Below are 24,524 nucleotides of genomic sequence, written 5' to 3'. Positions count from 1 at the left end.
CTGACCACCGGCGGAGCTTCCTTGTCAGTGTTCTGCGCAGCCTCTACTCTCGGATCCAAGAGCTTTGACGACTGCTGGGGCGGAGTTCGTCGGATTGTTTCGCCTATTCGGACGGGCTGCCACGGCCGCGTTACTGCAGTTGTATTTACGGGTTGACCGGTCAACGGTCCGGTTCGCCTTCATGGTCCGCACGGCCGCGGCGGTGGTCGGTGCGCGTTGACAACGAGGTCGGCGGAAGTGACGAGGAGGGGGACACGTCATGGGCTCTGGAGACGTCCGAGGGCGCAGGGCTGCGGCCAACCGTGCAGGTCGAAGCGATGACCAGGTGATGATGACACGGGTCGGGCTGCGCATCCCCACGGCGTTGAGCTTCGACGAGTGGGAGCGGGCAGGTCGCAGGCTGGCCGAGCTCGTGGACTCCTCGGCGTGGTCGCTGGGGGACTGGCTCGTGTTCGGCAAAGAACACTACTCCGAGCGCTACCAGCACGCGGTGCGGGCGGTCGGTCTGAGTTATCAGACGTTGCGCAACTACGCCTGGGTGGCCGGTCGGTTCGATTTGCACCGGCGGCGTCCGGCGTTGACCTTTCAACACCACGCGGAAGTCGCCTCCCTGCCGGCTGATGTCCAGGAATACCTGCTCAGCCAAGCGGAGATGAATTCTTGGACCACCCGGCAGCTGCGTTCCGCCATTCGCGGCGAAAAAGACTCCGGAAATGAGGTTTCGGCCGACTCGCGCATCAGCCTGCCGCAGGACCGGATCGAGACCTGGCGGCAGGCGGCGGACGTGGTCGGGCAGGACTTCGAGCAGTGGCTGGTGACGAACCTCGACCGGGCCGCCGAGCGCACGCTGAGCTCGGGGCAGGGGCTGCGGGTCGTCTCCTGAGCGACGGCCCGGCGCCGGCGGCTGTCACAGGTTGCGGACGAGTCCGCCGTCGCAGCGCAGCGCCGTGCCGGTGATGTAGGACGCCGGCTCACCGCACAGGAACGCGGCCGCGGCGGCGAACTCCTCCGGGCGCCCGTAGCGGCCGGCCGGGATCGTGGCGAGGGAGGCACGGGTGACCTCGGCGACGGTGCGGCCGGACCGCTCGGCGTTCGCGGCGTCGACCGCGGCGAGCCGGTCGGTCTCGATGCGGCCGGGCAGCAGCATGTTCACGGTGACGCCGGCCGCGGCCACCTCGCCGGCGAGCGTCTTGAGGTACCCGGCGAGCGCGGCCCGGCCGAGGTTCGACAGCGCCATGTTCGCGAGCGGCGCGGCGATCCCGCTGGAGCCGACCGCGAGGATCCGGCCCCAGCCGCGGTCCCGCATCGCGGGCAGGCACAGCGCGACGAGCCGCAGGTGCGGGCGCAGCAGTGCGTCCAGCGCGCCGTCGGCGTCGGCCACGTCCACCCCGTGCGCAGGGCCCTGGCGCGGCCCGGGACCGTTGAGCACCAGCACGTCCGGTGGCCCGAACCGCTCGGTCGTCGCGGCGACCAGCGCGGCAGGGCCGTCCGGTGCCGTCAGGTCCACCTCCACGCCCACCGCGCTGGGCAACGACGCGGCGACCTCCCGCGCCCGGTCGCCGCGGCGGCCGCAGACCACCACGCCGGCCCCCTCCGCGGCTAGCGCACGGGCCACCGCCTCACCGATTCCGCCGGTCGACGAACACACGAGTGCGGTGCGCCCGGTCAGTCCGAGATCCATGGGTCCCACTCCAAACCTGAAATCGGCGAGTTGTTGGATTGAATATCAGTGCGCCGGGGTACGTGCAACCGGCGTCCTGCCGACAGGACAACCGGCAGGACCGGAAGAGGTGTGGAACGAGCGCTATTTGTTGCGGCCTCGCGATAACGCGTGCTAGGCATTTGTCACCACCCGACCTGATTATGGGAATGGATATGACTGCCGAATACGACCCACTGCTGCTGCCGTTGACCAGTGAAATTCTCGACACGACGTTGCGGGACGGCTCCTACGCCGTCGATTTCCAGTTCGACGAGAATTTCGTCGTCGAACTGATGTGCCGGCTGGACGCGACCCCGATCCAGAAGATCGAGATCGCGCACGGGGTCGGGTACGAGGCGGAACGGGCGGGCAACCGGCCGGGCAGCATCTCGCTGCGCCGTTGGTGCGAGCTGGCGGGCACCCACCTGCGGTCGTCGACGTGGGGCGTGTTCGCGCAGCCGTCGTTCAGCCGCCTGGAGACCATGTCCGAGCTGGTCGCGGCGGGCATGAGCTTCGTGCGCGTCGGCATGGAGGCCGAGAAGGTCGCGGCCAACCTCGACTACCTGCGCCGGGCCACCGAGATCTGCGGGCAGGTCTACCTCAACCTGATGAAGTCCAGCTCCACGCCCTACGAGGCCCTGCCGGACCTGCTCAAGGCCGTGCCGCGGGAGGTCGCGGGCGTCTACGTCGTCGACTCCTACGGCTCGATGCTGCCCAGCGACGTCCACCGCTACGTCACCGTCGTGCAGCGGTCGTTCCCCGTCGTCGGGTTCCACGGCCACAACAACCTGGGCCTCGCCAACGCCAACAGCATCGCGGCGCTCACGGCCGGCGCGTCGATCGTCGACGGCACCCTGCACGGCTTCGGCCGCGGCTCCGGCAACGCCGAGACCGAGTCGCTCGCCGGCATCCTCAAGGTCAAGGGCGACGACCGCTACGACTACCGCGAGCTGTCCCGGATGGCCGAGTTCTGCCGCGAGCACCTCGACGTGCTGCCGGACAACCGGAACATGCAGGTCCTGGGCGGTGTGCTGGGCGTGCACTCGAACTACTACCAGCTGGTCGAGGACCTGTGCGAGCAGCACCGGCTGGACCCGGCGTCGGTGATGGAGAAGGCCGCCGGCCTGGCCACCCGCAGCATCGACGGCGCCGACATCAGGGCCGCCGCCGAGCTGTTGTCCGCGCCCGCGACCGTCGGCGCTCGGGCCTGAGGGGGAGACGCCGTGAAGCTGGCGCGGTTCAGCACGGGCATCAGCCACGAGGTCCACGCGGGCCTGCCCGACGGGCGCTGGGTGCCGTTGTCGCTCATCCCCGGCTACGAGGAGCCGGTGCGCCTGGTCGACCTGCTCGTCCCCGACCACCGGCCGGAGCTCGAAGCGCAGGTCGCAGCCCTCGCCGACCGGGCAGTCGAGCTCGACCTGGGCGACGCGGCCACGATCGCGCAGGGCCCCGTGTGGGGTGCCGGGCTCAACTACCGCAAGCACTCCCAGGACCTGCTGACCGAGCAGCCCAAGTCCGGGCCCGGCTCCTACCTGCGCCCGGACAACGCGCTGATCGGCAACGGCGGTGTGATCGAGCTGCCGCGGCAGAGCGAACGCGTCACCGCCGAGGCCGAGCTGGGTCTCGTGATCGGCACGGAGTGCAAGAACGTGCGGCGCGACGAATGGCTTTCCGTCGTCGTCGGGGTCACCGCGGTTCTCGACATGACCGCGGAGGACGTCATCCGGGAGAATCCGCGGTACATCCCGTGGGCGAAGGGGTTCGACACGTTCTGCAGCGTCGGTCCGCAACTCGTCACGGTGGACGAGATCGCCGACTTCGCGACAATTCAGGTGTCGACCGTGCGAAACGGGGAAGTCATGTCTTCGGCACCTGTTTCCGACATGCTCTACGACCTCGGCTATTTGGTGGAGTACTTCACCGCCGGCCGCACGATCGCACCCGGCACGGTCATCTGCACGGGAACTCCGGGTGCCGCCGTGATCTCCGCGGGCGACTCCGTCCGCGCGGTGGTCGAGGGGGTCGGAACGCTCGTGCACACCGTCAAACAGGCACCGTGAAGGGGCGACAGGCGTGTTGGTTGAGCAGCTTTCCATCGTGGACGCGATCCGGCGTGCCTTCGTCGAGCACGCCGATCGCGCCGCCGTCGAGACGGCGGCCGAGACGATCACCTACCGCGAGCTCGGCGACCGCGTCGCGGCGTTCGCGGGGCAGCTCGAAGCGTGCACCGCTCCCGGCGAGTTCGTCGGGGTCGAGGCCGCGCGCGGTGCCGCGACGATCGTCGCGCTGGCCGGTGCGCTGACCTCCGGCCGGCCGTTCGTGGTGCTGGACCCGCGCGACAGCACGTCGAACGCGGAGAAGGTCGCCGCGCTCGGCGTCGCGTGGCTCGCCCGCGGCGGTGAGCTCGTCGAGGTGCCCGGCGAGAAGCGGGTGGTCGGGCAGACCGGGGCCGCCTACGCGATCCACACCTCCGGCTCGACCGGTGAGCCGAAGTGCGTGCTGGTCGCGGTGGACCCGCTGGCGCGGATGATCGCCGACCACGTGCGGCGGCTGGAGCTGACACCGGACTGCCGGACGTTGCAGTTCGCGCGGCTCACGTTCGACGGCTGCGTCACCGAGATCCTCTGGACCCTCACCTCGGGTGCCTGCCTGGTCGTGGTGGACGAGTCGCGGCTGGCGCCGGGCCCGGTGCTGCAGGCCACGCTGGAGGACCTGCGGATCACGCACCTGAAGACCACGCCGTTCGCGCTGACCGCGACCGAGCCGACCGGCTCGATGTCGTTGCGGCACGTGGTGAACGGCGGTGGCGCGTGCCGTCCGGCGCTGGTCGGCAAGTGGTCGGCGGTGGCGGCGTTCCACAACGCCTACGGGCTGACCGAGACCACCGTCTGCAACCTGCTGAGCGACGTGCTCGACCCGGCGCTGCACACGGAGACCGTGCCGCTGGGCGAGGTCGTCGGCGACTGCGGGTACGAGGTCGTGCCGCGCCCCGGCGACCCGGCCTCCCGCGGCGAGCTGGTGATCATCGGGCGCAGCGTGGCGATCGGGTACCTGACCGCCGACGGCGTGCAGCGCTTCGAGGGCGCCTACCGGACCGGTGACGTGGTCGAGGAACGCGACGGGCGGCTGTACTTCGTCGAACGCGCCGACCGGCAGCTGAAGGTCCGCGGCTATCGGCTCGACCCCGGTGAGATCGAGAGCGCCGCCTGCCGGTTGGCGGGCGTGGTCGAGGCGGTCGTGACGGCCGAGTCGCACGACGGTTCCGAGATCGCGGACGCCTTGGTCTGCTACTTCGTCGGCACGGTCGACGAACGGGCCGTGCGCGCCCATCTGGAAGCGGTGCTCGACCCCTACAAGGTGCCGTCGGTGGTCACGCGCATCGAACAGATGCCGTACACGCCCAACGGGAAGGTCGACCGGGACGCCCTGCGGGCCGCGCGCACGACGACGGCGGCGGCGGTGACCGATCTGCCGGAGGACCGGGTGCTCGCGCTGGCCCGGCAGCTCACCGGTGTCTCCGACGCCTCCCTGGACGACAACTTCTTCGACATCGGCGGCGACTCGGCCTCGACCGTGGTGCTGGTGAACGAGTTGCGCAGGCTCGGCTGGATGGACGCGGGCGTGCGGGACGTGCTGCGCGCCGAGAACCTGAAGTCGCTCACCACCGCGCTGCGCGAGCGGAGCGCCTGATGTGCGGCGTGTGCGGGACGTTCGCGCCCGACGGCCAGGTCGACCGCGGTGTCGCCGCGGCCATGCACACCCGGCTCGTGCACCGCGGCCCGGACGAGACGTACTCGCTGAACACGCCGACGCTGGCGGTGAAGCTGGGCCGGCTCGGCATGACCGGACTGGTCGACGGCTGGCAGCCGGCGGAGGACCGCGGCGGCCGGTTCGTGGCGATGACGAACGGCGAGATCTACAACGCCCGTGCGCTGAAGGCGCGGCTGGGCACCGACCCGGCCAACGGCGTGGACGTCGCCGTGATCCCCGACCTCGTCGCGGCACACGGCATCGCGGGGCTGGCGGAGGTCGACGGGCAGTTCGCGTCGGTGGTGTTCGACCGGGCGGAGAACGCGCTGTACCTGGCGCGCGACCGGTTCGGCGTCTGCCCGCTGTACTACACGGCGGTGGGCTCGTCCGTGCACTTCTGCTCCGAGCTCAAGGCGCTGGTGCAGTGCGCGGGGCAGGCGTGGCGGGTCGACGTGACCGCGGTGGACCAGTACTTCTCGCTCGGCAACGTCGTCGCGCCCAGGACGCTGGTGCACGGTGTGTCCGCGGTGCCGCCGGGATGTGCGGTCCGGATCTCGGCCGACGGCGTGGAGACCGTGCGGTACTGGCGTTACGGCGACTTCACCGAGGACCCGGTGCCCGCGGAGGAGCTGCGGTCGGCACTGCGCGAGTCGGTGTCGGCGCGGCTGCACGCGGACGTGGAGATCGGCGCGTACCTCAGCGGTGGCTTCGACTCCACGGCGATCGTGCTGGAGGCGGCGTCGCTCGTGGACCGTCCGATGAGGACGTTCTCGGTGGTGTTCGACGACCCGTCGCTCGACGAGGGCCGGTTCCAGCGCGAGGTCGCCGCCCTCGCCGAGACCAAGCACGAGCAGATCCGGTGCGGGGTCTCCGACATCACCGCGTCGTTCGAGAAGATGGTGCGGCACTGCTGCTTCCCGCAGCGGGAGACCTACAACGTCGCCGCGATGATGCTCGCCGACGCGGTCCGGTCCGCCGGGATCAAGGGCGTGGTGTCCGGTGAGGGCGCCGACGAGCTGTTCTTCGGCTACGACTCCTACGCGTTCGACAGCGCGGGCCGCGGCCGTCGGCCCGGTCGTGACGAGAACGAGCAGGCCTGGGGCAGGGCCGACTTCGCGTGGGAGGTGAACTGGGACAAGGTGTCCTCGCGCCGCACGGCGTTCCTCGCGCCGGAGGTCCAGGAAGCCCTGCGGGGCGCGGAGTTCTGGCGCTCGCGGCTGATCCCGTTCAGCGACGACGAGGTGCGCTCGCTCTCGCCCATGCAGCTGCGGTCGGTCGCGGACGTGCACGTGCAGCTGTCCGGGCACCTGCTCGGCGACCACGGTGACGCGATGGTCATGCGGAACTCGGTCGAGGGGCGGTACCCGTTCCTGGGCAACGGCGTGGTGGCGGCGGCGTTGCGGGTCCCGGACGCGGAGAAGGTGGCGGACTTCGAGGGCAAGGCGTGCCTGCGGTCGGCCTACCGCGGGATCGTGCCGGACTCGGTGCTGAACCGGGGCAAGCACGGGTTCACCGCCTACGACCTGGACTCCGTCGTGGACCCGGTGACGTGGGCGCGGTGGGAGGAGCTCGTGGTGGCCAGCGGGGTGCTGGCGCCGGGGTCCCTGACCGTCGCGCCGGGCACGGACAAGTTCGACTTCCGGTTGAGTGCGATCAGCATCGCGATGGTGGTGGATGAGCTCGGGTTGCGGGTCTGAGGTGTTCGTCTTCCCCGGTGCCGGGTCCTACGGCAGCGACTGCCGGGCGTTGCTGCGCTCGGGGACGCTGGTGAAGTACCCGGGGCGGTTCGGGCGCAGCGCGCCGGCGGCGTCGTTCGGTGCGCTGGTCGAGGCGTGCGCGGAGCAGGTGACCGGACAACGGCCGGTGCTCGTCGGGCACAGCTTCGGCGCCTACGTGGCCTATGCGGTCGCCGGGGTGCTGGAGACGTCCGGTGTCGCCGTCGAACGGCTGGTGGTGCTCGGAGCCGTTGCGCCGTCCCGGCATTCCGTGGCACCGGAGTCCATTTCGGACACCGAGGCGTACCTGGAGCGGGTGGCGCCGGGGCTCGTCGCGGGGGAGTGGCGTGACGTCGTGGTGGAGACCGCGGCGCGGGACATGACGCTGCTGGGCGAGTTCCGGCCGTCGGACCACCCGGTGCTGCGGTGCCCGGTCTTCGCCGCGCACGGCGAGGAGGACCCGCTGACGTCCCCGGCCGGTGTCGCCGCGTGGGCCGAGGTGACCACGGGCGTGTTCACCCGCACCGAGTTCCCCGGCGGCCACTCAGCCCTGCTGGAGGCCCCCGACCTGCTCTGACCAGCCCTCTCCTGGCATCTGCCTGGGCAGCAAGGGAGGGGCTAGGGGGAGGTTTTGGCTGCGCAGGCGGGCGAGCAGGTGTTCGCGAGCAGTGGAACCAGGGCCTCGGCGACGTGTCGCACGACCCAGCGCTGGTGCAGCTCGGTCACGGGGCCGTCGCACACGCTGCACGCGCGGACGTGCTCGGTGCCGTGCGTGCCGGGGTCGAGGCGGGAGAGGTCGGTCGTGGGCGGCACCAGCACCGGGAACACGTGGTCCGCGTAGAGCGCGTCCGCGCTGACCCGGCTCTCGGTGAGGTTCCGGCAGCGGGTCAGCTCGTACGGGAACCAGTGCAGCCGGTGCGAGGTGTGCGGGTCGAACCGCCGCAGGCTCGTCATGGCACCGATCTCCGGCGGCACGCGGACCAGGTTCGACCCGCGCAGGTCCAGCACCTCGACCGCCGTCAGCTTCGCGATCGTGGGTGGCAGGGTGATGATCTGGTGCTGCTCCACGGGACTCAGCTCGCGCAACGGCCGGAACAACGCGCGCCCGTCTGCCGCGGCCTCCTCGACCACCTCCAGCAGGTGCAGCCAGCCCGGTGACGCCGGGTTCTGGCGGTCCGGGTGGAAGCGCACGAGCTGCCGGGTCCTGTCGACGCACCGGCACCCGTCCTCGGTCTCCCCCATGACGGGCAGGGTATCGCTGCCACCGTTCGGCCCGTCGGGATCAACCGGGTTGCCCTGCACGCCGAACGGCTAGACCTGGGCCTGGGCGGCTCGGCGGCGCGGGCGGAACCACATGGTGACGCCGGTGGCCATCAGCACGAACAACGGCAGCAGCGGCACGTACGACACCCACACCACCGAGCTGTCCACCGTCAGCGCGACCGCCGTGAAGACGACCGTGACCATGAAGACCATGCTCACGACGCGGTGGAACCGGCGCATCCGCTTGCTCATCTCGAACCTCCCAGTCGGGTGTTTGTCGAGGTCAACGGTATGAGCACGGGTGCGGTCCGTGCTTCTCGATTCCTGACCGGTCGTTCACGGGGAAATCAGGCAGGATGCGCGTGTCGATCGCGGCCGCTCCCGATCGACGTGCTGGTGAGAGCACACCGGAGCACCTGAGGAGAAGATCGATGCGCACCCTGATCGCCACCGCGTTCGTCTCGCTCGACGGCGTCGTCGAGGCCCCCGGCGGCGAGCCGGGCCACCGCAGCTCCGGCTGGACCTTCAAGGACATCGCGTTCGACGAGGCCGCCTACGAGATCAAGGGCCGTGAGCAGGAGGAGGCCGCGGCCATGATGATGGGCCGGGTCAGCTACGAGGCGTTCTCCCCGGTGTGGCCGGCGCTCGACTACTTCCCGCGGTACAACGCGATGCCGAAGTACGTCGTCTCCAGCACGTTGGAGGAGGACCAGCTCGTCGGCAACTGGGGCGACATCACGATCCTGCGCTCCCTCGACGACGTGGCCGCGCTCAAGGAGACCGACGGCGGCCCGATCTCGATCCACGGCAGCGCGACGCTGAACCGCAGCCTGTCCGACGCCGGCCTGATCGACCGCTACCACCTGCTGGTGTTCCCGGTGCTGCTCGGCGCGGGCAAGCGGCTGTTCAGCGAGACCGACAAGGACAAGCAGCTGCTGACGCTGGTCGAGAGCGAGTCCTACTCCAACGGCATCCAGAAGCTGGTCTACGACGTCACGCGCTGACGCTCGCGCTCCGGCACGGCCACCGGTCGTGCCGGGGTGAGCTGGACCAGGACGATCGAGCCGATCAGCACCAGCGCGCCGATGAGCTGGAGCAGCGACAGCGTCTGACCGAGGAACACCAGCCCCAGCAGGGTGGCGACGAGCGGGCTGAAGAACCCCAGGAACGACAGCCCGATCGCCGGCACCCGGTCGGTGCCGCGGAACCAGACCGAGTAGGCGAAGAGCGACCCGAGCACGATCAGGTAGCCGAAGCCGAGCGCGTTGGTGCCGTTGATCGTGCTCGGCAGGCCCTCCAGCAGGAACAGGGCCGGCAGCAGCACGATCCCGCCCGCGGTGAGCTGCCAGCCGGTGAACAGCAGCACGTTGACCTCGGCCGGCCGCTGCCACCGCTTGGTCAGCACGATGCCCGACGCCATGCAGACTGCGCCGCCCAGCGCCGCCAGCACGCCGACGACGTCCAGCTGCGCCGTCGCCTTCAGCACGAGCAGCGCCACCCCCGCCGAAGCGGCCAGGCACGCCAGCAGGTGGGGGAGCCGGACGCGGTCGCCCAGCAGCAGCGCGGCGAGCACCAGCACGACCATCGGCTGCACCGAGCCGACGAGCGCCGCGACCCCGCCGGGCAGCCGGTAGGCGGCGACGAAGAGCAGGAAGAAGAACGCGCCGATGTTCAGCGTGCCCAGCACGAGCGCGCGCCACCACCAGATGCCGGTGGGCAGGATGCGCCCGAACAGCAACAGGATCAGCCCCGCCGGCAACGCGCGCACCACCGCGGCCAGCAGCGGCCGGTCCGGTGGCAGCAGCTGGGTGGTGACGAGGTAGGTGCTGCCCCAGATCATCGGTGCCAGCGCGGTGGTCGCCGAGTCCGCCAGCAGTCGGTTGCCCTTCATGGCACTGCCCCCGTCACTTGTCGGTGCCGAAGAACCGATCCCCGAAGTCACCGATGCCGGGCAGCATGTAGGCGTTCTCGTTGAGCCGTTCCTCGATCGCGGACGTCACGATCCGCACCCGCGGGTAGCGCGAGCACACCGCCTCGATGCCCTCGGGCACCGTGATGAAGGTGACGAACACGATGTTCTCTTCTAGCACCCCGTGGTCGAGCAGCACTTGAACCGCGGCCAGCGCGGTGCCACCGGTCGCGAGCATCGGGTCGAGCAGCAGCACCTGGCGGGACGCGATGTCCTCCGGCAGCGCCGAGTAGTACAGCTTCGGCAGCTTGGTCACCTTGTCGCGCTGGATGAGGATCTTGCCGATCCGCACGCCCCTGACCACCGCCCGCAGCCCGGCCTCCATGCTCTCGCCCGCCCGCACGATCGGGACGCCGACGAGGTCCTCCGCGAACCGCAACCCGTGGTAGGTCGCGCCGACCGGGGTGGTGACGTCGCGCGGTGTGAACGGCAGCAGGTCGAGCCCGGCCTCCACGAGCAGCCGGATGATGCGTTCGGTGTAGAAGACGAACTCCTCGCGCGACACCTCGCGGTCGCGGACGATCGTGTGCATCGCGCGCAGCTGGTTGGTCTGCGGCAACAGGTGGACGTTCTTCTCGAGGTAGGCCTCGATGGAGATCACGGGCACTCCTTGGCAGCGGCCACGACCCCGGCGAACGAGTCGACGAGCCAGGTGGGGTTGGCGCTGAGCAGTTGTTCGACGCTGTGCACGCCGTAGGTCACGCCGATCGACGCCATCCCGGCGGCGTGCGCCATCAGCACGTCGTGGGTGGTGTCGCCGACCATCACCGCGTTCGCCGCGGCCACGTCGAGCGCGTCGAGCACCACGAACCCGGAGGCGGGGTCGGGCTTCGGCGCGGGCACCTGGTCCGCGCCGACGACGACGGCGAAGTGCTCGCGCAGCCCGGCCGCGGTGAGCAGCGCCTCGGCGTTGGCGATGAACTTGCTGGTGGCCACGGCGAGCAGGACACCGCCGTCCGCCAGCTCCTCCAACCCGTCGTGCACGCCGGGGAACACGAGCCGGGTGGCCATCGGCAGCACGATCCGGCGGAACGTCGACTGGTAGAGCTCCACGCAGTCGGCGGCCACCGGGTCGTCGGCCGCGACGCCCAGCAGCTTCGCGAACGCCGCCGGCAGCGGCAGCCCGATCGTGGACCGGATCGCGTCCGAGTCCGCAGTGGGCAGTCCGAGCTGGGCGAACACGGCGGCGAACGTCGTGACGATCCCGGTCGGGGTGTCGACCAGCGTGCCGTCGAGGTCGAACACCACGCAGCGGCGGCTCATCGGCTGAACTCCCTCGCGTGGGCGGCGGCCAGCTCGCCGGCGACCTCGGCGGTGCTGACCAGCACCGCGGTGTTCGCCTTGGCGGAACGGCCTTCCGTGGCGCGTTCGACGGCCTTCATCAGGTACTTCGTGATCGCCTGTCCGGTCACGCCCTCGCGTTCGGCGCGCTCGACCGCCTCGGCGATCACCGACTCGACCTCACCGCCGTCGATCGCGTCCCCCGGTTTCGTGGGTGTGGTGACGAGGAACGAGCCGGGGCCGCCGAGCCACCAGTGGTTCTCGACCGCGCGCGCCAGCACCGCGGGGTCGTCGATCCGGTGCGGGCTGCGGAACCCGCTGGAGGTGCAGTAGAACGCCGGGAAGTCGTCGGAGCGGTAGGACACGACCGGCACGCAGTGCGTCTCCAGGAACTCCAGGGTGAGCCCGAGGTCCAGGATGTTCTTCGCGCCCGCGCACACCACGGCGACCTTCGAGCGGGTGAACTGGATCAGGTCCGACGACACGTCCATCGTCCGCTCGGCGCCGCGGTGCACACCGCCGATCCCCGCGGAGGAGAAGAACTTCAGCCCGGCGAGCTCGGCGGCGATCACCGACGACGCGACGGTCGTGGCGCCCATGCCGCCGCGGGCCAGCACGATCGGCAGGTCCCGGCTGCTGACCTTAGGGATCTTCGGTGTGGACGCGAACCGCTCGATGTCGGTGTCGGTCATGCCGACGAGGATGCGGCCGCCGTCGATGCCGATCGTCGCGGGCACCGAGCCGCCCGCGCGCACGGCGTCCTGCACGCTGCGGGCGGTCTCGGCGTTGTCCGGGTAGTCCAGGCCGTGCGTGATGACGTTGGACTCCAACGCCACCACGGGCTGTCCGGCGGTGATCGCCTCGGCCACTTCCTCGCTGTACACCAGGGGAATGCTCACGAACTACCTCCGATCGCCAGCGTGACCGCCTTGGTCACGGCCTCGATCAGCTCGGACATCTGCTCGTCGGTGAGCAGCACCGGCACGTGCGCGGCGGCGTGCAGCTCGACCTGCCGGCGCACCTGCGACTGGCCGATGGCGGTCATCAGCTCGTCGATGTCGGGCTCGCGCAGCAGGCTGTAGTGGTCCGCCTCCAGGTCGACGATGACGGGGGGCACTGCAGAGAAACCTTCGCTGCCCTCGATGAACGAGTAGTCGTCGCCCCGCGCCTTGAAGATGGTGATGGGCGCGGTGATCGTGCGTTCGGCGAGCTCGCTGAAGGTGTACTTGAAGGAGAACGTCTCGGTGACGATCCGGATGATCCGCCGCACCAGCTCGGGGTCGAGGTCGCGGAACTCGGCGCTGACGAACCCGGCGAAGCTCTCCTCGTCGCGCGCCACCTCCAGGCACCGCTGCAGCCGCGGGTCGGTGATGCTGCCCGCGAACACCGAGAACAGGATGGTCACGAACGCCCTGTTGTCGTACGCGGCCTCGTTGCTGTCGCGCTCGTCGCGGACTTTCGGCGAGCCCGGCGCGATCAGGAACAGGGTGCGCACCTCGTGCCCGGCCTGCTCCAGCTGGTGCGCCGTCTCGAACGCGACCCGCGCGCCGAACGAGTAGCCCCACAGCGTGTACGGGCCCTCCGGCTGGACCTTCTTGATCGCCTCGACGTCGGCGGCGGCCATCTCGCGGATGGTGCGGTACGGCGTCTCGCCCTCGTTGATGCCGTGCGCCTGCACGCCGTAAAACGTCTTCTCCGACTTGCTCGCCAGCGTGCGCAGGTTCATCGGGTAGCCGCCCAGACCGGGCCAGCAGAACACCGGTGCGCCGGTGCCGCCGGAGCTCATCGGCACGAGCCGGGAGATCGGTCCCTCGTGGACGCCGTCGACCCGGCGGGACAGCTGCTCGATCGTCGGCGACTCGAACAGCACCTGCAACGGCAGCGAGGTGCCGAAGTCCTTGTTGATCCGGTTGACCAGGCCGACCGCGATCAGCGAGTTGCCGCCGGTCTCGAAGAAGTCGTCGTGCGTCGACACGGTCTCGCGCTTCATGAGCTTCTTCCACAGCTCGCTGACGCGGCGTTCGGTCGTGGTGCGCGGGGCGACGAACGGGCGGTCGTTGTCGTCGGCGTTGGTCTTGTCTGACTTCTCCAGCGCCTTGACGTCGATCTTGCCGTTCGCGGTGACCGGCAACGCGTCCAGCACCACGACCTTGTTCGGGATCATGTAGTCGGGCAGGAAGTTGACCAGGTCGTCGCGGATCAGCTCGGCCGGTCCCTTCATGTGCACGACGTCCTCGTTCATGCCGGGGCTGCGCCGCTGGGCGTAGGAGACCTTGCCGCCCAGGAAGAAGTACGACGGGCCGGGCGCCTCACCGAGGTCGGCCAGCACGCCGTTGATGCGCTTGGCCGACGGCAGGTCGTTGCCGGACTTGGAGCTGTAGCCCGACGACATGAAACCGAGGTCGACGTCGTTGGCGGACAGCCGGTGCATGGTCCGGCCGAGGTCGACGTACTCGCGCCACGGCTCGGTGGTGCGGCTGACGACCGTGACGCCGAAGCTGGCCCGCTCGTACACGGCCTGGTTGATGGCGATGACGTGCTTGCGCAGCACCAGCTCGTCAGAGACGCGCTCGAACTCGCCGTCGCGGTAGCGGTACTGGCCCGCGGGCAGGTCCGCGACCTTGCCGGGGTGGGTCTGGACGTAGACGTCGACGGCGTCGTCGGTGCGCGGGCCGGTGTGGGCGGTCAGCTGGAACGTGCCGAGGTAGTGGTCCTCGTCGGCGACGTCGAGCAGGTCCTTGGTCTCGGGGGTGTGCGCGGCGGCCCGCAGGTCGAGGCCGTAGCCGGGCAGGACCTCCTCGAAGAGGCCGACCATGTGGCCGGTCTCGATCTCCAGGACCTCCTGGACGTTGTTCTGGTACACGCCCTCGATGGCGGCCCTCCGCCCGATGAAGTGCAGCTTGACCTGCGGCTCCTGCTCCTCGACCTGGGTGATCCGGACGAGCTGGTGGCGCAGCGGGTGGTAGTAGTACAACCCCGCCGGCAGGCCCGCGATGTGGTGCAGCTCCAGGTAGATCTGGGTCGCGTAGAGCGAACCCGGCGAGGCGTAGCCGTACTTGGGCAGCAGCCGCTGGTCGCTGTAGTGCGCGCCGAAGTAGCGCAGGATCTCGCCCAGCTCCGCGAACCGCACGGACTTCGGGTCCTTCGAGCCGGTCGCGTCGACCTGGCGGCCCAGCAACGCGGCGAGGTCGGCCGCGGTGACCGCGCCGCCCTCGTAGAACCGGTAGGACTTGCGCGAGAACACGACCTTGCGCTGCAGGCAGGACGCCTCCTCACCGGGCAGCTCGAACGCCTCGCGCCCGCCGAGGTCGTCGCGCACGCCGGGGTTCGACAGCTGCGCGCGGACCTGCAACCGGGAGGACTTCGACTGGTGGTGGGCACCGGAGTTGCCCTGGTCCATCAGCGCGGCTTCCTTGGGGTTCAGCTCGACGCACGCGATCAGGTTCTGGAACCCGGTGCGCTCGTCGGACTTCACGATGACCGCCGCGTTGCGCACCCAGTCGTGCGTCTCGATCGCGAGCCGGATCTCGTCGAGCTCCACCCGGTAGCCGCGCAGCTTCACCTGGCTGTCGGCGCGGCCGGCGAACTGCACGGTGCCGTCCGGGTTCTGCGTGACCAGGTCGCCGGTGCGGAACATGCCGTCCACGAACCGCTCCGCGGTCAGCTCCGGCTGGTGCAGGTACCCGCGGGCGACCTGGAGGCCGCCGATGTGCAGCTCGCCGATCTCGCCCAGCGGCACCATGTCGCGGTTCTCGTCGAGCACCAGGTAGGTGGTGTTCGCGGCCGGCGCTCCGATGGAGATGGACTTGGGGGCGTTCGCCAGCTGCGCCGGGTCGACGGTGAACGACGACGAGTTGATCGTCGTCTCGGTCGGCCCGTAGAGGTTGACGAGCTGCGTGTCCGGCATGGTGGCGGTCGCGCTGACCGCGAGCGTGCGGGACAACGCCTCACCGCCGCTGAAGATCTGCCGCAGGCTCGTGCAGGTGTGGAGCTCCTCGGTGTCGATCAGCGCCTGCAGCAACGTCGGCACGCACTGCAGCGTGGTGACGTCGTGCTCGCGGATCGTGCCGATCAGCATCTCGGGGTCGCGGTAGATGCCCGGCTGTCCCATCACCACCGTGCTACCGACCGCCGGTGCGAGGATCTCCCACTGCGCGGCGTCGAAGCTCATCGGCGTCTTCTGCACCACGCGCTTCGTGCCGTCGATGCCGTGCGCGTCGTGCAGCCACAGCATCTGGTTGACGATGCTGCGGTGCTCGATCATCACGCCCTTGGGCTTACCGGTGCTGCCGGAGGTGTAGATGATGTAGGCGAGGCTGTCGTGCGCGGGGCTGAAGCCGTCGTCGAACGCCTCGTCGCAGTCGGCGAGCGTGACGATCCTGGTGCCGCTCGGCGCGAGCTCCGCGAGGCGGGCCTTGAGCTCCGGCTGGGTCAGCACGACGTTCGTGCGCGAGTGCTCGATCATGTACCGCAGGCGTTCCTCCGGGTACTCGGGGCTCAGCGGGAGGTACGCGCCACCGCTGCAGAGGATGCCCCACGCGCCGACCACCAGGTCCAGCGACGGTTCGACGAACATGCCCACGCAGTCGTCGGCCGTGATGCCCAGTCTGCGCAGGTGCGTCGCCAGCGCGGAGCTCTGCTCGAACAGCTCGCCGTAGCTGAGGCTGCTGTCGCCGAACACCACGGCCGTGCGGTCGGGGTGCTCCTCGACCTGCTTGCGCAGCAGGTCGGGCAGGCACCCGCCGTCGCGCTGCGTACCGTCGACTGAAGCTGCGTTCGGCATGCGAGAAGCCCCCAAGGCGTCGGTGGTGACCAATGGGTACGAGAGCCCAGTGCGGTGGAAAACGTACGAACGGCGCCTCGAATCCGTCTGGAGGACGTGCCGAGACGAGGCCGTCACGGCACGTCGGACCCAGGGTCGTTCCACTGAGGACGGTCGGTCCGGCCCGTGCGGGCCGGTGAGGGCGTCAAGCCGACGTGGAAGGCCCGGTCATCGTCCACTTCGGACTGCGTCGAGCGCCTGCCAGGTGAGCCGGCGCAGCTCGCCGAGGTCGCCGCCGCCCTGGCGCAGCCACACCGTGCTGGCCGCGTCCAGGCACGCCAGCAGGGTCGCCACGATCGCCTCGCCGACGAGGCCGGCCGGGGCGCCACCGGTGCCGACGCGGCGTTCGACCTCCGGGGCCAGCGCCTCCTGCCAGCGCAGGTGCTTCTCCAGGTGGGCGGCGCGCAACGCGGGGGTGGTCGCGACCAGCCGCCCGATCGCGGCGCCGCGTTCGAAGCTCGTGTGCTCGCCGATCACCTCGAACGCGTGCGCCAGCGCCTCCCAGATCGGCTCGTCGTCGGGACGCGCGCGCAGCGCCGCCAGGATCACCGGCCCCTGCTCGGCGAGGTCGCCGAAGACGATGTCCTCCTTCGAGCCGAAGTAGCGGAAGAAGGAGCGCCGGGAGATCCCGGTCGCCGCCACCACCTGGTCGACCGTCGTCTCCTCGAAGCCCTGCTCCAGGAACAACGCCAGCGCGGCGTCCACGACCTCCTCCTGGACGCGGCGGCGGGTGCGGTCCCACAGGCGCTCTGACATGCCGCCAACCCTAGTGCCGTGGCGCACTCCTGGCATCTGGTGCTAGATTGGCACTCGATGCCAGGGAGGCCCAGAAGTGACAATCGACTACCGAGGTGCTCGCGTCCTCGTCACCGGTGCCAGTGCCGGGATCGGTGCGGAGTTCGCCCGTGAGCTCGCCCGCAGGGGCGCTGACCTGGTGCTGGTGGCGCGCCGGGCGGAGCGGCTGGAGGCACTGGCCGCCGAGCTGAAGGGTGTCGAGGTCACCGTGCTGCCGTGCGACCTCACCCAGCCGGACGCCGTGCCGGAGCTGGCCGCCGGGCTGCGGGCCCGCGGGCTCACGCTGACCGGGCTGGTCAACAATGCCGGGTTCGGCACGTACGGGCCGTTCGCGCAGGAGGACGTGGAACGGTTGCGCACCGAGATCGCGCTCGACGTCTCCGCGGTGGTCGAGCTGTCCAGGACGTTCCTCGGCGAGCTGGTGGCGTCCGGGCGCGGGGTGCTGGTCAACGTCGCGAGCATGGCCGCCTACCACCCGACGCCGCGGATGGCGGTCTACGGCGCGGCCAAGGCGTTCGTGCTGAGCTTCACCGAGGCGCTGTGGCAGGAGCACCGGCGCAGCGGCCTGCGGGTGCTCGCGCTCTCACCCGGCGCGACCGAGACGGAGTTCTTCGCCGTCGCCGGCGAGCAGGCCTCGGGCGGTGCGCGCAAGGTCGGGCCGGAGCTGGTGGTGCGCACGGCGTTGCGGGCGCTGGACCGGCGCAACCCACCGCCGAGCATCGCGGTCGGGCGGGCGAACCGGGTCCTGGTGAGCCTGTCGCGCCTGCTCAGCAGGCGGCAGGCGGTCAGGGCGATGGCCGCGCTGTCGGCCTGAGGCTCAGGTGCCCTGCGGCCAGGCGACGGTTCCGGTGCGCGGCAGCCTTCTCACGACTGGTGGTTGTGCACCGACGTGCCCGCCCTGGTCGCGTCCCGGCCCCAGTTCGCGAGCAGCTGCAACGCCTCCGCGGACGCCGAACCCGGTTCCGCGTGGTAGGTGGTGAAGAACAGCTCCGGCTCGCTGGGCATCCGCAGCGTCTCGTACGCCAGCGTCATCTCGCCCACCAGCGGGTGCCGCAACACCTTGGTGCCGAAGGACTTCTCCTTCACGTCGTGCTTGGCCCAGAGCTTGCGGAACAGCGCGCTCTTCAACGACAGCTCGCCGACCAGCGCGGCCAGCTCCGGGTCGTCGGCGTAGCACCCGGCGTCCATCCGCAGGAAGGCGACGACGTCGGCGGCCTTGCTCTGCCAGTCGGCGAACAGCTCCTGGTAGGACGGGTGCAGGAAGATCAGCCGGCCCCAGTTGCGCTCGCGCGGCTCCAGCTCGGACCAGTCGCCGAACAACGCCGCGGCCATCGGGTTCCAGGCGAGGACGTCGGAACGCCGGCCGCCGATGTACGCGGGCACGCCGACGTTGTCGAGCAGGTGCTGCAACGCCGGGCGCACGTGCGAGCGCTGCGCCTTCTTCTTCGTGCCGGTGCGGCTGCGCGTGAGGTTGCGCAGGTGCGCGTGCTCGGCGTCGGACAGCCGCAGGGCGCGGGCGATCGAGTCCCAGACCTCGGCCGAGACGTTGCGGCCGTTGCCCTGTTCCAGCCGCGTGTAGTACGCGACCGAGACACCCGCCAGCTGGGCCAGCTCCTCGCGGCGCAGACCGGGGACGCGGCGGGCGCGGCCGAACCGCGGCAGCCCCACGTCGTCGGGTGACAGCCGCGCCCGGCGGCTGCGCAGGAACTCGCTCAGCTCGGTGCGTGGGTCCACTGTCATGCCCCGAGTATCCCTGACCTGCGTGAACCGTGCCTGCTACTGCCAGTGGTAGGCACAGCGGACGTACGAAAACCAGGTGTCTGGGTAGCGACCGGCGACCGGGGCAGTGTTCTCGGTGACACGACGAGACGAGGAGAACCTGATGAGCACCGTCGCTGCCTACGCCGCTGCGGCACCCAAGGCACCGCTGGAGCGCACCACGATCGAGCGTCGCGCCGTCGGCGCGCACGACGTCCTGATCGACATCAAGTACGCGGGCATCTGCCACTCCGACATCCACCAGGTCAACGAGGGCTGGGGCGAGGCCATCTTCCCGATGGTCCCCGGCCACGAGATCGCGGGTGTCGTCGTCGAGGTCGGCTCCGAGGTCACCCGGCACGCCGTCGGCGACCGCGTCGGCGTCGGCTGCATGGTCGACTCGTGCCGCGAGTGCGACTACTGCCTGCGCGGCCTGGAGCAGTACTGCGCCAACGGCAACACCATGACCTACAACGCCATCGGCCGGGATGGCCAGGCTACCCACGGCGGCTACTCGCAGCAGATCGTGGTCGACGAGAACTTCGTCGTCCGCATCCCGGACGCCCTGCCGCTGGACGTGGCCGCGCCGCTGCTGTGCGCGGGCATCACGCTGTACTCGCCGCTCAAGCACTGGGGCGTGGCCCCCGGCAAGAAGGTCGCGATCGTCGGCCTGGGCGGTCTCGGCCACATGGGCGTGAAGATCGCCGCCGCGCTCGGCGCCGAGGTGACCGTGCTGTCGCAGTCGTTGCGCAAGAAGGACGACGGCCTCAAGCTCGGTGCCCACGACTACCGCGCCACGAGCGACCCGGCCACGTTCTCCGAGCTGGCGGGCCGGTTCGACGTCATCGTCTCCACGGTGTCCGCGCCGCTCGACCTCACCGCCTACCTCGGCCTGCTCAAGACCGACGGCGCGCTGGTCAACGTCGGTGCCCCCGAGGAGCCGGTCTCGATCAACCTGTTCGGTCTGCTCGGCGGTCGCAAGACCCTCGCGGGCTCGATGATCGGCGGCATCGCGGAGACCCAGGAGATGCTGGACTTCTGCGCGGAGCACTCCCTCGGCGCGGAGATCGAGCTGATCACCGCCGAGGAGATCAACACGGCCTACGACCGGGTGCAGGCCAGCGACGTGCGGTACCGGTTCGTGATCGACGCCGCCACGATCTGACCGGCATCTGCGAGTACCGAGCCTTTTCCATCCTCATGATCGGGTGCGTTGTTCGAGGGTGACCTGAGCAGCAAGGAGGGTGCGGGGGCGGGCAAGACTCCCGGCCGGAGGCGCTCAGGCCGGCGCGCACTGAACCCCGGCGTCCTCACCCCAGCCGGTCGCACGGCAGCACGAAGAACCAGCCCGCCGGCTCGTGCTCCAGCCGTGCCTCCGGCGCGTTCGCCGCGCACTGCGCCCGGCCCTGTTCCACGCTCGCGTCCCACGGCACACCGCGCAGCACCGTGCCGGGCTCCTGGAGGTGTCCGATGAGGCTCGACACCAGCAGGATGCCGAGCACCCACTGCCCGGCCCGCACGGCGAACCGCTGCCACGCGGCCGGAGGTGCCGCGTCGAGCCCCACCGCGACCGCCGTGAACAGGAACAGCACCGGCGCGACGCTGTAGCGCTGCCCGGCGAGCACCACGCCCGGCTGCTGCACCTGCAGCGCCGCGCTCCAGTTCAGCACCAGGCTCAGCCCGATCAGGAGCACGCTGCAGCAGGTGGCGACCGCGGCCAGCATCCGCCCGGCGCGGTCGCCCCACCACAGCGCGGCGAGGACGGGCAGACCGGTCACCAGCAGCGCGCCGAGGACGACCAGGTTGCCGTGCGCGGGGTAGAAGAGGCCGAGCCGTTCCGACCCGGTCAGCGCCACCACCGGCACCCGCAGCAGGGCCGCGAGCAGCACCTGCACGGTGTCCACGGGGTCGTGCGAGTACGGCGTGCGTTCGGCGAACAGCACCACCGCGCCCTGCACCAGCGCACCGGCCAGGAACACGACCGGAACCTCCCGGCGCGGCAGGAACAGCCGGACGAGCGCGATCGGGACCAGCAGGAGGACCAGCGGGCTCGACAGCGTCGCCAAGACCACGAACACCGCGACCGGCACGCGCGGCGCGGTCCGCCACAGCAGCGCCCAGAACACGCCGTACAGCAGGAACCAGTGCAGGTTCGCCATGTTGTTCAACGTCTCGGAGTTGCCCGCCGGCACCACGACCACGAGCGCGGCCAGCACGAACCGCAGCGCCGTCGACCGCAGGTACGCGCCGGACGCCGCGAACGTGACGAGCGCGACGACCGCCCGCAGCACCGCCGCCGCGACCGCGAACCCGGCCGCCGTCCACGGCAGCGGCAGCAGCGCGACCAGTTCGGCCACCAGCCGGGGCAGCACGTGCAGGTAGCCGCCGTACGGGTCGGCCAGGTTCTGCAGCGCGGGGGAGCGGAGGGCGTCGACGGCGAACCGCGCGCCGTCCTCGGCCCACAGGTGGTCTAAGCGCGCCCAGCCGGCCGGGACGAGCAGCAGGAACGCCACCGAGGCCAGGAAACCGGCCACGTACCCGGTGACGGCGCGATCTCCCTCCGGTTCGGGGAACACGCTGTCCGCGAGCGCCCGCGGTCTGTCCGTCGTCACCGTCACTCTTGTCCCCCATGTCCGAATTCAGGGGTGAAGGTACCGGTCAGCGCGCGGCGAGGTCCTGGTGGCGTTCGTAGCGCTCCCACTGCTCAGCGGACACCTGCTTGACCGCCGACGAGTTGAGGGTCGCCACCTCCACCGAGCCGATCACCCACAGCTTGTTCTCGAGCAGCAGCCCGACGACGCCTTCGGGGTTGGCGACCGCGGGCGCACCGGCGGGCACCTGCGCCGCGACCTTCAGCTGGTCGACGCCGACCGGGCGGTCCGGCAGCACGGCGCGGGCGAACTTCTCCGCGACCGAGCGGCGTTCGAACCGCACGACCTTGCCGCCCATGACCACGTCGACCGTGCGTTCCGGTGACGGCAGCGCGAAGCCGTTGAGCGCGCTCGCCTCGTCCGCCGTGGTGCAGCCCTTGAGGCCGACCGCGTCGAGGCCGAAGCGGGTGATGTTCGTGGGCGCGTTCCCGGGACCGTCGACCGTGGACCGCAGCACGTCCAGCGCCACCCGGCCGCACGGGTCGGCGCCGTTGACCGGTGCGTGGCCCTGCGGCGTGCGCACCAGGCCGGGGCCCTCGCGCCAGATGCCGGGGATGAGCACCGGCTTGAACGGGTGCCGGGTGAAGTCCTTGTTCCAGAACGTCACGGTCGTGCCGTCGTCGGTGGAGTGCGCGATGGCCCACGTCGAGGCCGCGTCGATCCACATCCAGTCGGCGCTGAACGCCTCGACGACCGACCGGGTGCGCGGCTTGTTCGTCGACGGCACCGGCTGGAACCCGGACTGGCCGAGCGCCTCGACGCCGGTGGCGAACGTCGGGTCCTTCGACCGCAGCACGTACTGGCCCGCGCCGTTCTGGTGCGAGGCGAGGCCCGTGGTGTCGGTGAACATCAGGTACACCCAGCCGTCGAGGTAGACGGCGGACTGCTGGCCGGCGCCGTAGGTGTTCTCCCGGATCACGTCACCGGCCGGCCCGATGATCGACTGGCCGTTGTTCGCACGTGACCAGCTCAGGCCGTCCTGGCTGGTGGCGACGCCGACGGAGCTGCCGTTCGCGTGGTTGTCGCGCGCCGCCCCGGTGTAGTACATGTAGTAGGTGCCGCCGATCTTGATCAGCGACGGGTCGCACGTGTGCATGGCGTCGAAGCTGGTGCCGCTGCCGGAGAACACCGGGACCGCGGTGCTCATCGGCCCGTCGAGCGCCCCGCCCTCGCTGTAGAGGACGTCGTCGCCGCCGGGTGGCGCGGCGCTGAGCTGGCTGCACCACCACGCGCGCACCTTGCCGCCTTCGAGCATCACGGCCGGCCCGTAGTTGTACGGCGCGTCACCGGAGCCGGCGATCACGACACCGGGGCTCTGCCGGGCGTTCTCCGTCTTCAGCTCCAGCTGGTTCCTCGGCGGTGGTGCCTTGCGCGTCGCGCCGGTCTGCGTCGGCCTGCCCTCGCTCGTGACCGCCACGGGGTCGCCGGCGGCCGCATCGGTGCACGCGGTGACCGCGCCGAGGAGCGCCAGCGCAGCGAGCAGCGGAAGAGGTCGGCGACTCAGGGGCACGCACCCATCATAGTGATCAAGTCCTCCAGACGGGTGAAGAACCTGGTAGCGGGCTGTTTCCCGCCCGGCCGGTCCACCTGCGGTTAGCGGGTGCGAGGCCGTGTTCCGCGGGCAACGCCGCTGCGCAACACCGTATCCGGACGGCCTGCGGGACCACCGGGTGCGCAGCGGGGTTAGCCGGGGGCCGCGCCGGTGTGCCAGCGTGGCTCCCATGTCGTTGCCAGAGCCGGTGGTCCGCGCCGACGCGACCGACCACTACGACCGGGTGCTGTCCTGCGGTCTGCTGCCGTCCGATGCGCTTTGCCTCACCGCGGTGCGCGGCCTGTCCGTCGGCGAGGCACTGCGCCGCTTCGACGGCCTCCCCGGCGAACGCAGGGCCGACCTGGGCGAGGTGAACGCGCGCTCCGGTGGCGCTCACCCCGACGAGCTGCCGGTGGTCCTCGCCGACGAGGTGGACGGCTGGGTGCTGCTGGTCGAGGACAACGGGTGGCACGGTGCGGATCGGGAGGTGCTGGAACGCCTGTCCGCCGGCACGGTGGCGGCCTCGGCGTTCTGGAACGTCAATCTGGTCAGCAATTTGAGCCTCGCGCACGACGGTGAGCTGCTCGGGGCGTTCGACTTCGTCCTGCGGCAGGAACGGCCCGCCGCGCTCGTGCCGTACCTGGAAGGCCTGGAGTTCGACGACGCGCACCGCATGTGCGCGGAGTCGCTCGCGTTCGTGGAACGGGTGTCGGGCGTGCGGCTCACCGAGCAGTGGGCGGCCGGACCGCACTTCGCGTCCGTGGTCGTCGACCTGCGGCGGTTCCGGCCCAGCGACCCGAGGCAGTGGCTCGACGTCAACGAACCCGGCCTGCTGGCGTGGGCCACCACCGCGCGGGAGGCCGAGGTCCGCGCCGCGGCCGAGGAGGTCGCGCGCACCGCCTGCGCGGCGGCGGGTGTCGAACCCGAGGCCACGGCCGACGACGTGCTGCGGGACCACCGGCGGGTCATGGAGCTGCGCTGGGACCGCGCCGCACCACCGGACCCGGACCTCGACCCGGTCGCCCGCCTCCAGGCCGCGGTCCGTCAGCGCGACACCGAACCCGTGGCGGAACGCGAGGTCGAGGCGCGGGCCCACGCACGGGCCGCTGTCGTCGCACTCCGGGCGGACGACCCGCTCGCGGCTCTGGCCGGCGCCCGCTACAACGCCCACCAAGCGGTGCGGTTGCGGCAGCCACGGCCTCGGGTGCCGCCGCAGCACGCCGGCTGACCCCGGACACGCCGGTGCCCCCTGGCCGGAGTCGGCCGGGGGCACCGGGTGTGGTGGGA

General features: G+C 70.8%; 22 protein-coding genes. 10 read left to right on the top strand and 12 right to left on the bottom strand.

Going from position 1 to position 24,524, the window contains the following annotated elements; translation table 11 throughout:
* The first annotated feature begins 328 nt into the window (after positions 1 to 328).
* On the top strand, positions 329 to 883 hold the full coding sequence (locus tag ACVDFE_RS41085) for an LmbU family transcriptional regulator (RefSeq protein WP_458434202.1): 555 nt from the start codon (positions 329 to 331) through the stop codon (positions 881 to 883).
* 24 nt (positions 884 to 907) lie between these two features.
* On the opposite strand, the gene ACVDFE_RS41080 is transcribed toward ACVDFE_RS41085, so the two are convergent.
* Positions 908 to 1,681, bottom strand: coding sequence for an SDR family oxidoreductase (locus tag ACVDFE_RS41080; protein WP_458434200.1), 774 nt, complete (start codon positions 1,679 to 1,681; stop codon positions 908 to 910).
* 194 nt (positions 1,682 to 1,875) lie between these two features.
* Here ACVDFE_RS41080 and ACVDFE_RS41075 point away from each other — a divergent pair, with 194 nt between their 5' ends.
* Genes ACVDFE_RS41075 through ACVDFE_RS41055 form a run of 5 tightly spaced genes read left to right on the top strand, consistent with a single transcriptional unit; the run spans position 1,876 to position 7,744 of the window.
* Positions 1,876 to 2,913, top strand: a complete 1,038-nt coding sequence (locus ACVDFE_RS41075; protein ID WP_458434199.1) for a hypothetical protein — start codon at positions 1,876 to 1,878, stop codon at positions 2,911 to 2,913.
* A gap of 12 nt (positions 2,914 to 2,925) precedes the next feature.
* Positions 2,926 to 3,762, top strand: coding sequence for a fumarylacetoacetate hydrolase family protein (locus ACVDFE_RS41070; protein WP_458434198.1), 837 nt, complete (start codon positions 2,926 to 2,928; stop codon positions 3,760 to 3,762).
* Positions 3,763 to 3,775: 13 nt separating this feature from the next.
* Positions 3,776 to 5,392 carry a non-ribosomal peptide synthetase gene (locus tag ACVDFE_RS41065; protein ID WP_458434196.1) on the top strand — a complete coding sequence of 539 codons (1,617 nt, stop codon included), beginning with the start codon at positions 3,776 to 3,778 and terminating at the stop codon, positions 5,390 to 5,392.
* On the top strand, positions 5,392 to 7,149 hold the full coding sequence (asnB, locus tag ACVDFE_RS41060) for an asparagine synthase (glutamine-hydrolyzing) (protein WP_360397952.1): 1,758 nt from the start codon (positions 5,392 to 5,394) through the stop codon (positions 7,147 to 7,149). Before ACVDFE_RS41065 ends, asnB begins: the two co-directional genes overlap by 1 nt.
* A complete protein-coding gene (locus ACVDFE_RS41055; RefSeq protein WP_458434194.1) occupies positions 7,127 to 7,744 on the top strand; it encodes a thioesterase II family protein in 618 nt (205 codons plus the stop codon). Before asnB ends, ACVDFE_RS41055 begins: the two co-directional genes overlap by 23 nt.
* 41 nt (positions 7,745 to 7,785) lie before the next feature.
* Here the strand turns inward: ACVDFE_RS41055 and ACVDFE_RS41050 are convergent, their stop codons facing one another.
* Both ACVDFE_RS41050 and ACVDFE_RS41045 read right to left on the bottom strand, forming a co-directional pair.
* Positions 7,786 to 8,409 carry a leucine-rich repeat domain-containing protein gene (locus tag ACVDFE_RS41050; protein ID WP_458434193.1) on the bottom strand — a complete coding sequence of 208 codons (624 nt, stop codon included), beginning with the start codon at positions 8,407 to 8,409 and terminating at the stop codon, positions 7,786 to 7,788.
* 69 nt (positions 8,410 to 8,478) lie between these two features.
* On the bottom strand, positions 8,479 to 8,682 hold the full coding sequence (locus ACVDFE_RS41045) for a hypothetical protein (protein ID WP_360397958.1): 204 nt from the start codon (positions 8,680 to 8,682) through the stop codon (positions 8,479 to 8,481).
* A 179-nt stretch (positions 8,683 to 8,861) separates the two neighbouring features.
* On the opposite strand from ACVDFE_RS41045, the gene ACVDFE_RS41040 reads away from it, so the two are divergent.
* Entirely contained in the window at positions 8,862 to 9,434 is a 573-nt protein-coding gene (locus ACVDFE_RS41040; protein WP_458434192.1) for a dihydrofolate reductase family protein, read from the top strand.
* On the opposite strand, the gene ACVDFE_RS41035 is transcribed toward ACVDFE_RS41040, so the two are convergent.
* The 6 genes from ACVDFE_RS41035 to ACVDFE_RS41010 all read right to left on the bottom strand — a co-directional run bounded on the left by ACVDFE_RS41035 (position 9,416) and on the right by ACVDFE_RS41010 (position 17,258).
* Positions 9,416 to 10,321, bottom strand: a complete 906-nt coding sequence (locus ACVDFE_RS41035) for an EamA family transporter (protein WP_360397962.1) — start codon at positions 10,319 to 10,321, stop codon at positions 9,416 to 9,418. The two genes, ACVDFE_RS41040 and ACVDFE_RS41035, sit on opposite strands and share 19 nt — an antisense overlap.
* Positions 10,322 to 10,334: 13 nt before the next feature.
* Positions 10,335 to 11,000, bottom strand: coding sequence for a uracil phosphoribosyltransferase (gene upp / locus ACVDFE_RS41030; protein ID WP_458434191.1), 666 nt, complete (start codon positions 10,998 to 11,000; stop codon positions 10,335 to 10,337).
* Positions 10,997 to 11,662 carry an HAD family hydrolase gene (locus ACVDFE_RS41025; protein WP_458434190.1) on the bottom strand — a complete coding sequence of 222 codons (666 nt, stop codon included), beginning with the start codon at positions 11,660 to 11,662 and terminating at the stop codon, positions 10,997 to 10,999. Before ACVDFE_RS41025 ends, upp begins: the two co-directional genes overlap by 4 nt.
* A complete protein-coding gene (locus ACVDFE_RS41020) occupies positions 11,659 to 12,579 on the bottom strand; it encodes a pseudouridine-5'-phosphate glycosidase (protein WP_458434189.1) in 921 nt (306 codons plus the stop codon). Before ACVDFE_RS41020 ends, ACVDFE_RS41025 begins: the two co-directional genes overlap by 4 nt.
* Complete coding sequence (locus ACVDFE_RS41015) at positions 12,576 to 16,463, bottom strand: non-ribosomal peptide synthetase family protein (RefSeq protein WP_458434188.1); 3,888 nt, start codon at positions 16,461 to 16,463, stop codon at positions 12,576 to 12,578. Before ACVDFE_RS41015 ends, ACVDFE_RS41020 begins: the two co-directional genes overlap by 4 nt.
* A gap of 207 nt (positions 16,464 to 16,670) precedes the next feature.
* A complete protein-coding gene (locus ACVDFE_RS41010; protein ID WP_458434187.1) occupies positions 16,671 to 17,258 on the bottom strand; it encodes a TetR/AcrR family transcriptional regulator in 588 nt (195 codons plus the stop codon).
* 76 nt (positions 17,259 to 17,334) lie between these two features.
* Between ACVDFE_RS41010 and ACVDFE_RS41005 the strand changes: the two genes are divergently transcribed.
* Positions 17,335 to 18,111, top strand: coding sequence for an SDR family NAD(P)-dependent oxidoreductase (locus ACVDFE_RS41005; RefSeq protein WP_458434186.1), 777 nt, complete (start codon positions 17,335 to 17,337; stop codon positions 18,109 to 18,111).
* A gap of 50 nt (positions 18,112 to 18,161) precedes the next feature.
* On the opposite strand, the gene ACVDFE_RS41000 is transcribed toward ACVDFE_RS41005, so the two are convergent.
* On the bottom strand, positions 18,162 to 19,037 hold the full coding sequence (locus tag ACVDFE_RS41000) for a helix-turn-helix transcriptional regulator (RefSeq protein ID WP_360397976.1): 876 nt from the start codon (positions 19,035 to 19,037) through the stop codon (positions 18,162 to 18,164).
* A 142-nt stretch (positions 19,038 to 19,179) separates the two neighbouring features.
* Between ACVDFE_RS41000 and ACVDFE_RS40995 the strand changes: the two genes are divergently transcribed.
* Positions 19,180 to 20,220: an NAD(P)-dependent alcohol dehydrogenase gene (locus tag ACVDFE_RS40995; RefSeq protein WP_360397978.1), complete on the top strand. Its 1,041-nt coding sequence runs from the start codon at positions 19,180 to 19,182 to the stop codon at positions 20,218 to 20,220.
* 145 nt (positions 20,221 to 20,365) lie between these two features.
* Here ACVDFE_RS40995 and ACVDFE_RS40990 read toward each other — a convergent pair whose 3' ends face one another.
* Both ACVDFE_RS40990 and ACVDFE_RS40985 read right to left on the bottom strand, forming a co-directional pair.
* Positions 20,366 to 21,667, bottom strand: coding sequence for a hypothetical protein (locus ACVDFE_RS40990; protein ID WP_458434185.1), 1,302 nt, complete (start codon positions 21,665 to 21,667; stop codon positions 20,366 to 20,368).
* Between the two features lie 46 nt (positions 21,668 to 21,713).
* Positions 21,714 to 23,216 (bottom strand): beta-xylosidase, encoded by a 1,503-nt coding sequence (locus ACVDFE_RS40985; RefSeq protein WP_458434184.1) that lies wholly within the window; start codon positions 23,214 to 23,216, stop codon positions 21,714 to 21,716.
* 211 nt (positions 23,217 to 23,427) lie between these two features.
* Here ACVDFE_RS40985 and ACVDFE_RS40980 point away from each other — a divergent pair, with 211 nt between their 5' ends.
* Positions 23,428 to 24,465, top strand: a complete 1,038-nt coding sequence (locus ACVDFE_RS40980; RefSeq protein WP_458434183.1) for a DUF6461 domain-containing protein — start codon at positions 23,428 to 23,430, stop codon at positions 24,463 to 24,465.
* The last annotated feature ends 59 nt before the right edge of the window (positions 24,466 to 24,524 follow it).

Source organism: Lentzea chajnantorensis (assembly GCF_054300775.1).
This window is presented reverse-complemented; position numbering and strand designations above follow the sequence as displayed.

What these genes read in the sequence shown, in the direction of transcription:
- ACVDFE_RS41085 (WP_458434202.1), top strand. Translation starts at nt 329, where the DNA reads ATGATGACACGGGTCGGGCTGCGCATCCCCACGGCGTTGAGCTTCGAC.
- ACVDFE_RS41080 (WP_458434200.1), bottom strand. Translation starts at nt 1,681, where the DNA reads ATGGATCTCGGACTGACCGGGCGCACCGCACTCGTGTGTTCGTCGACC.
- ACVDFE_RS41075 (WP_458434199.1), top strand. Translation starts at nt 1,876, where the DNA reads ATGACTGCCGAATACGACCCACTGCTGCTGCCGTTGACCAGTGAAATT.
- asnB (WP_360397952.1), top strand. Translation starts at nt 5,392, where the DNA reads ATGTGCGGCGTGTGCGGGACGTTCGCGCCCGACGGCCAGGTCGACCGC.
- ACVDFE_RS41055 (WP_458434194.1), top strand. Translation starts at nt 7,127, where the DNA reads ATGAGCTCGGGTTGCGGGTCTGAGGTGTTCGTCTTCCCCGGTGCCGGG.
- ACVDFE_RS41050 (WP_458434193.1), bottom strand. Translation starts at nt 8,409, where the DNA reads ATGGGGGAGACCGAGGACGGGTGCCGGTGCGTCGACAGGACCCGGCAG.
- ACVDFE_RS41045 (WP_360397958.1), bottom strand. Translation starts at nt 8,682, where the DNA reads ATGAGCAAGCGGATGCGCCGGTTCCACCGCGTCGTGAGCATGGTCTTC.
- ACVDFE_RS41040 (WP_458434192.1), top strand. Translation starts at nt 8,862, where the DNA reads ATGCGCACCCTGATCGCCACCGCGTTCGTCTCGCTCGACGGCGTCGTC.
- ACVDFE_RS41035 (WP_360397962.1), bottom strand. Translation starts at nt 10,321, where the DNA reads ATGAAGGGCAACCGACTGCTGGCGGACTCGGCGACCACCGCGCTGGCA.
- ACVDFE_RS41025 (WP_458434190.1), bottom strand. Translation starts at nt 11,662, where the DNA reads ATGAGCCGCCGCTGCGTGGTGTTCGACCTCGACGGCACGCTGGTCGAC.
- ACVDFE_RS41015 (WP_458434188.1), bottom strand. Translation starts at nt 16,463, where the DNA reads ATGCCGAACGCAGCTTCAGTCGACGGTACGCAGCGCGACGGCGGGTGC.
- ACVDFE_RS41010 (WP_458434187.1), bottom strand. Translation starts at nt 17,258, where the DNA reads ATGTCAGAGCGCCTGTGGGACCGCACCCGCCGCCGCGTCCAGGAGGAG.
- ACVDFE_RS41000 (WP_360397976.1), bottom strand. Translation starts at nt 19,037, where the DNA reads ATGACAGTGGACCCACGCACCGAGCTGAGCGAGTTCCTGCGCAGCCGC.
- ACVDFE_RS40995 (WP_360397978.1), top strand. Translation starts at nt 19,180, where the DNA reads ATGAGCACCGTCGCTGCCTACGCCGCTGCGGCACCCAAGGCACCGCTG.
- ACVDFE_RS40980 (WP_458434183.1), top strand. Translation starts at nt 23,428, where the DNA reads ATGTCGTTGCCAGAGCCGGTGGTCCGCGCCGACGCGACCGACCACTAC.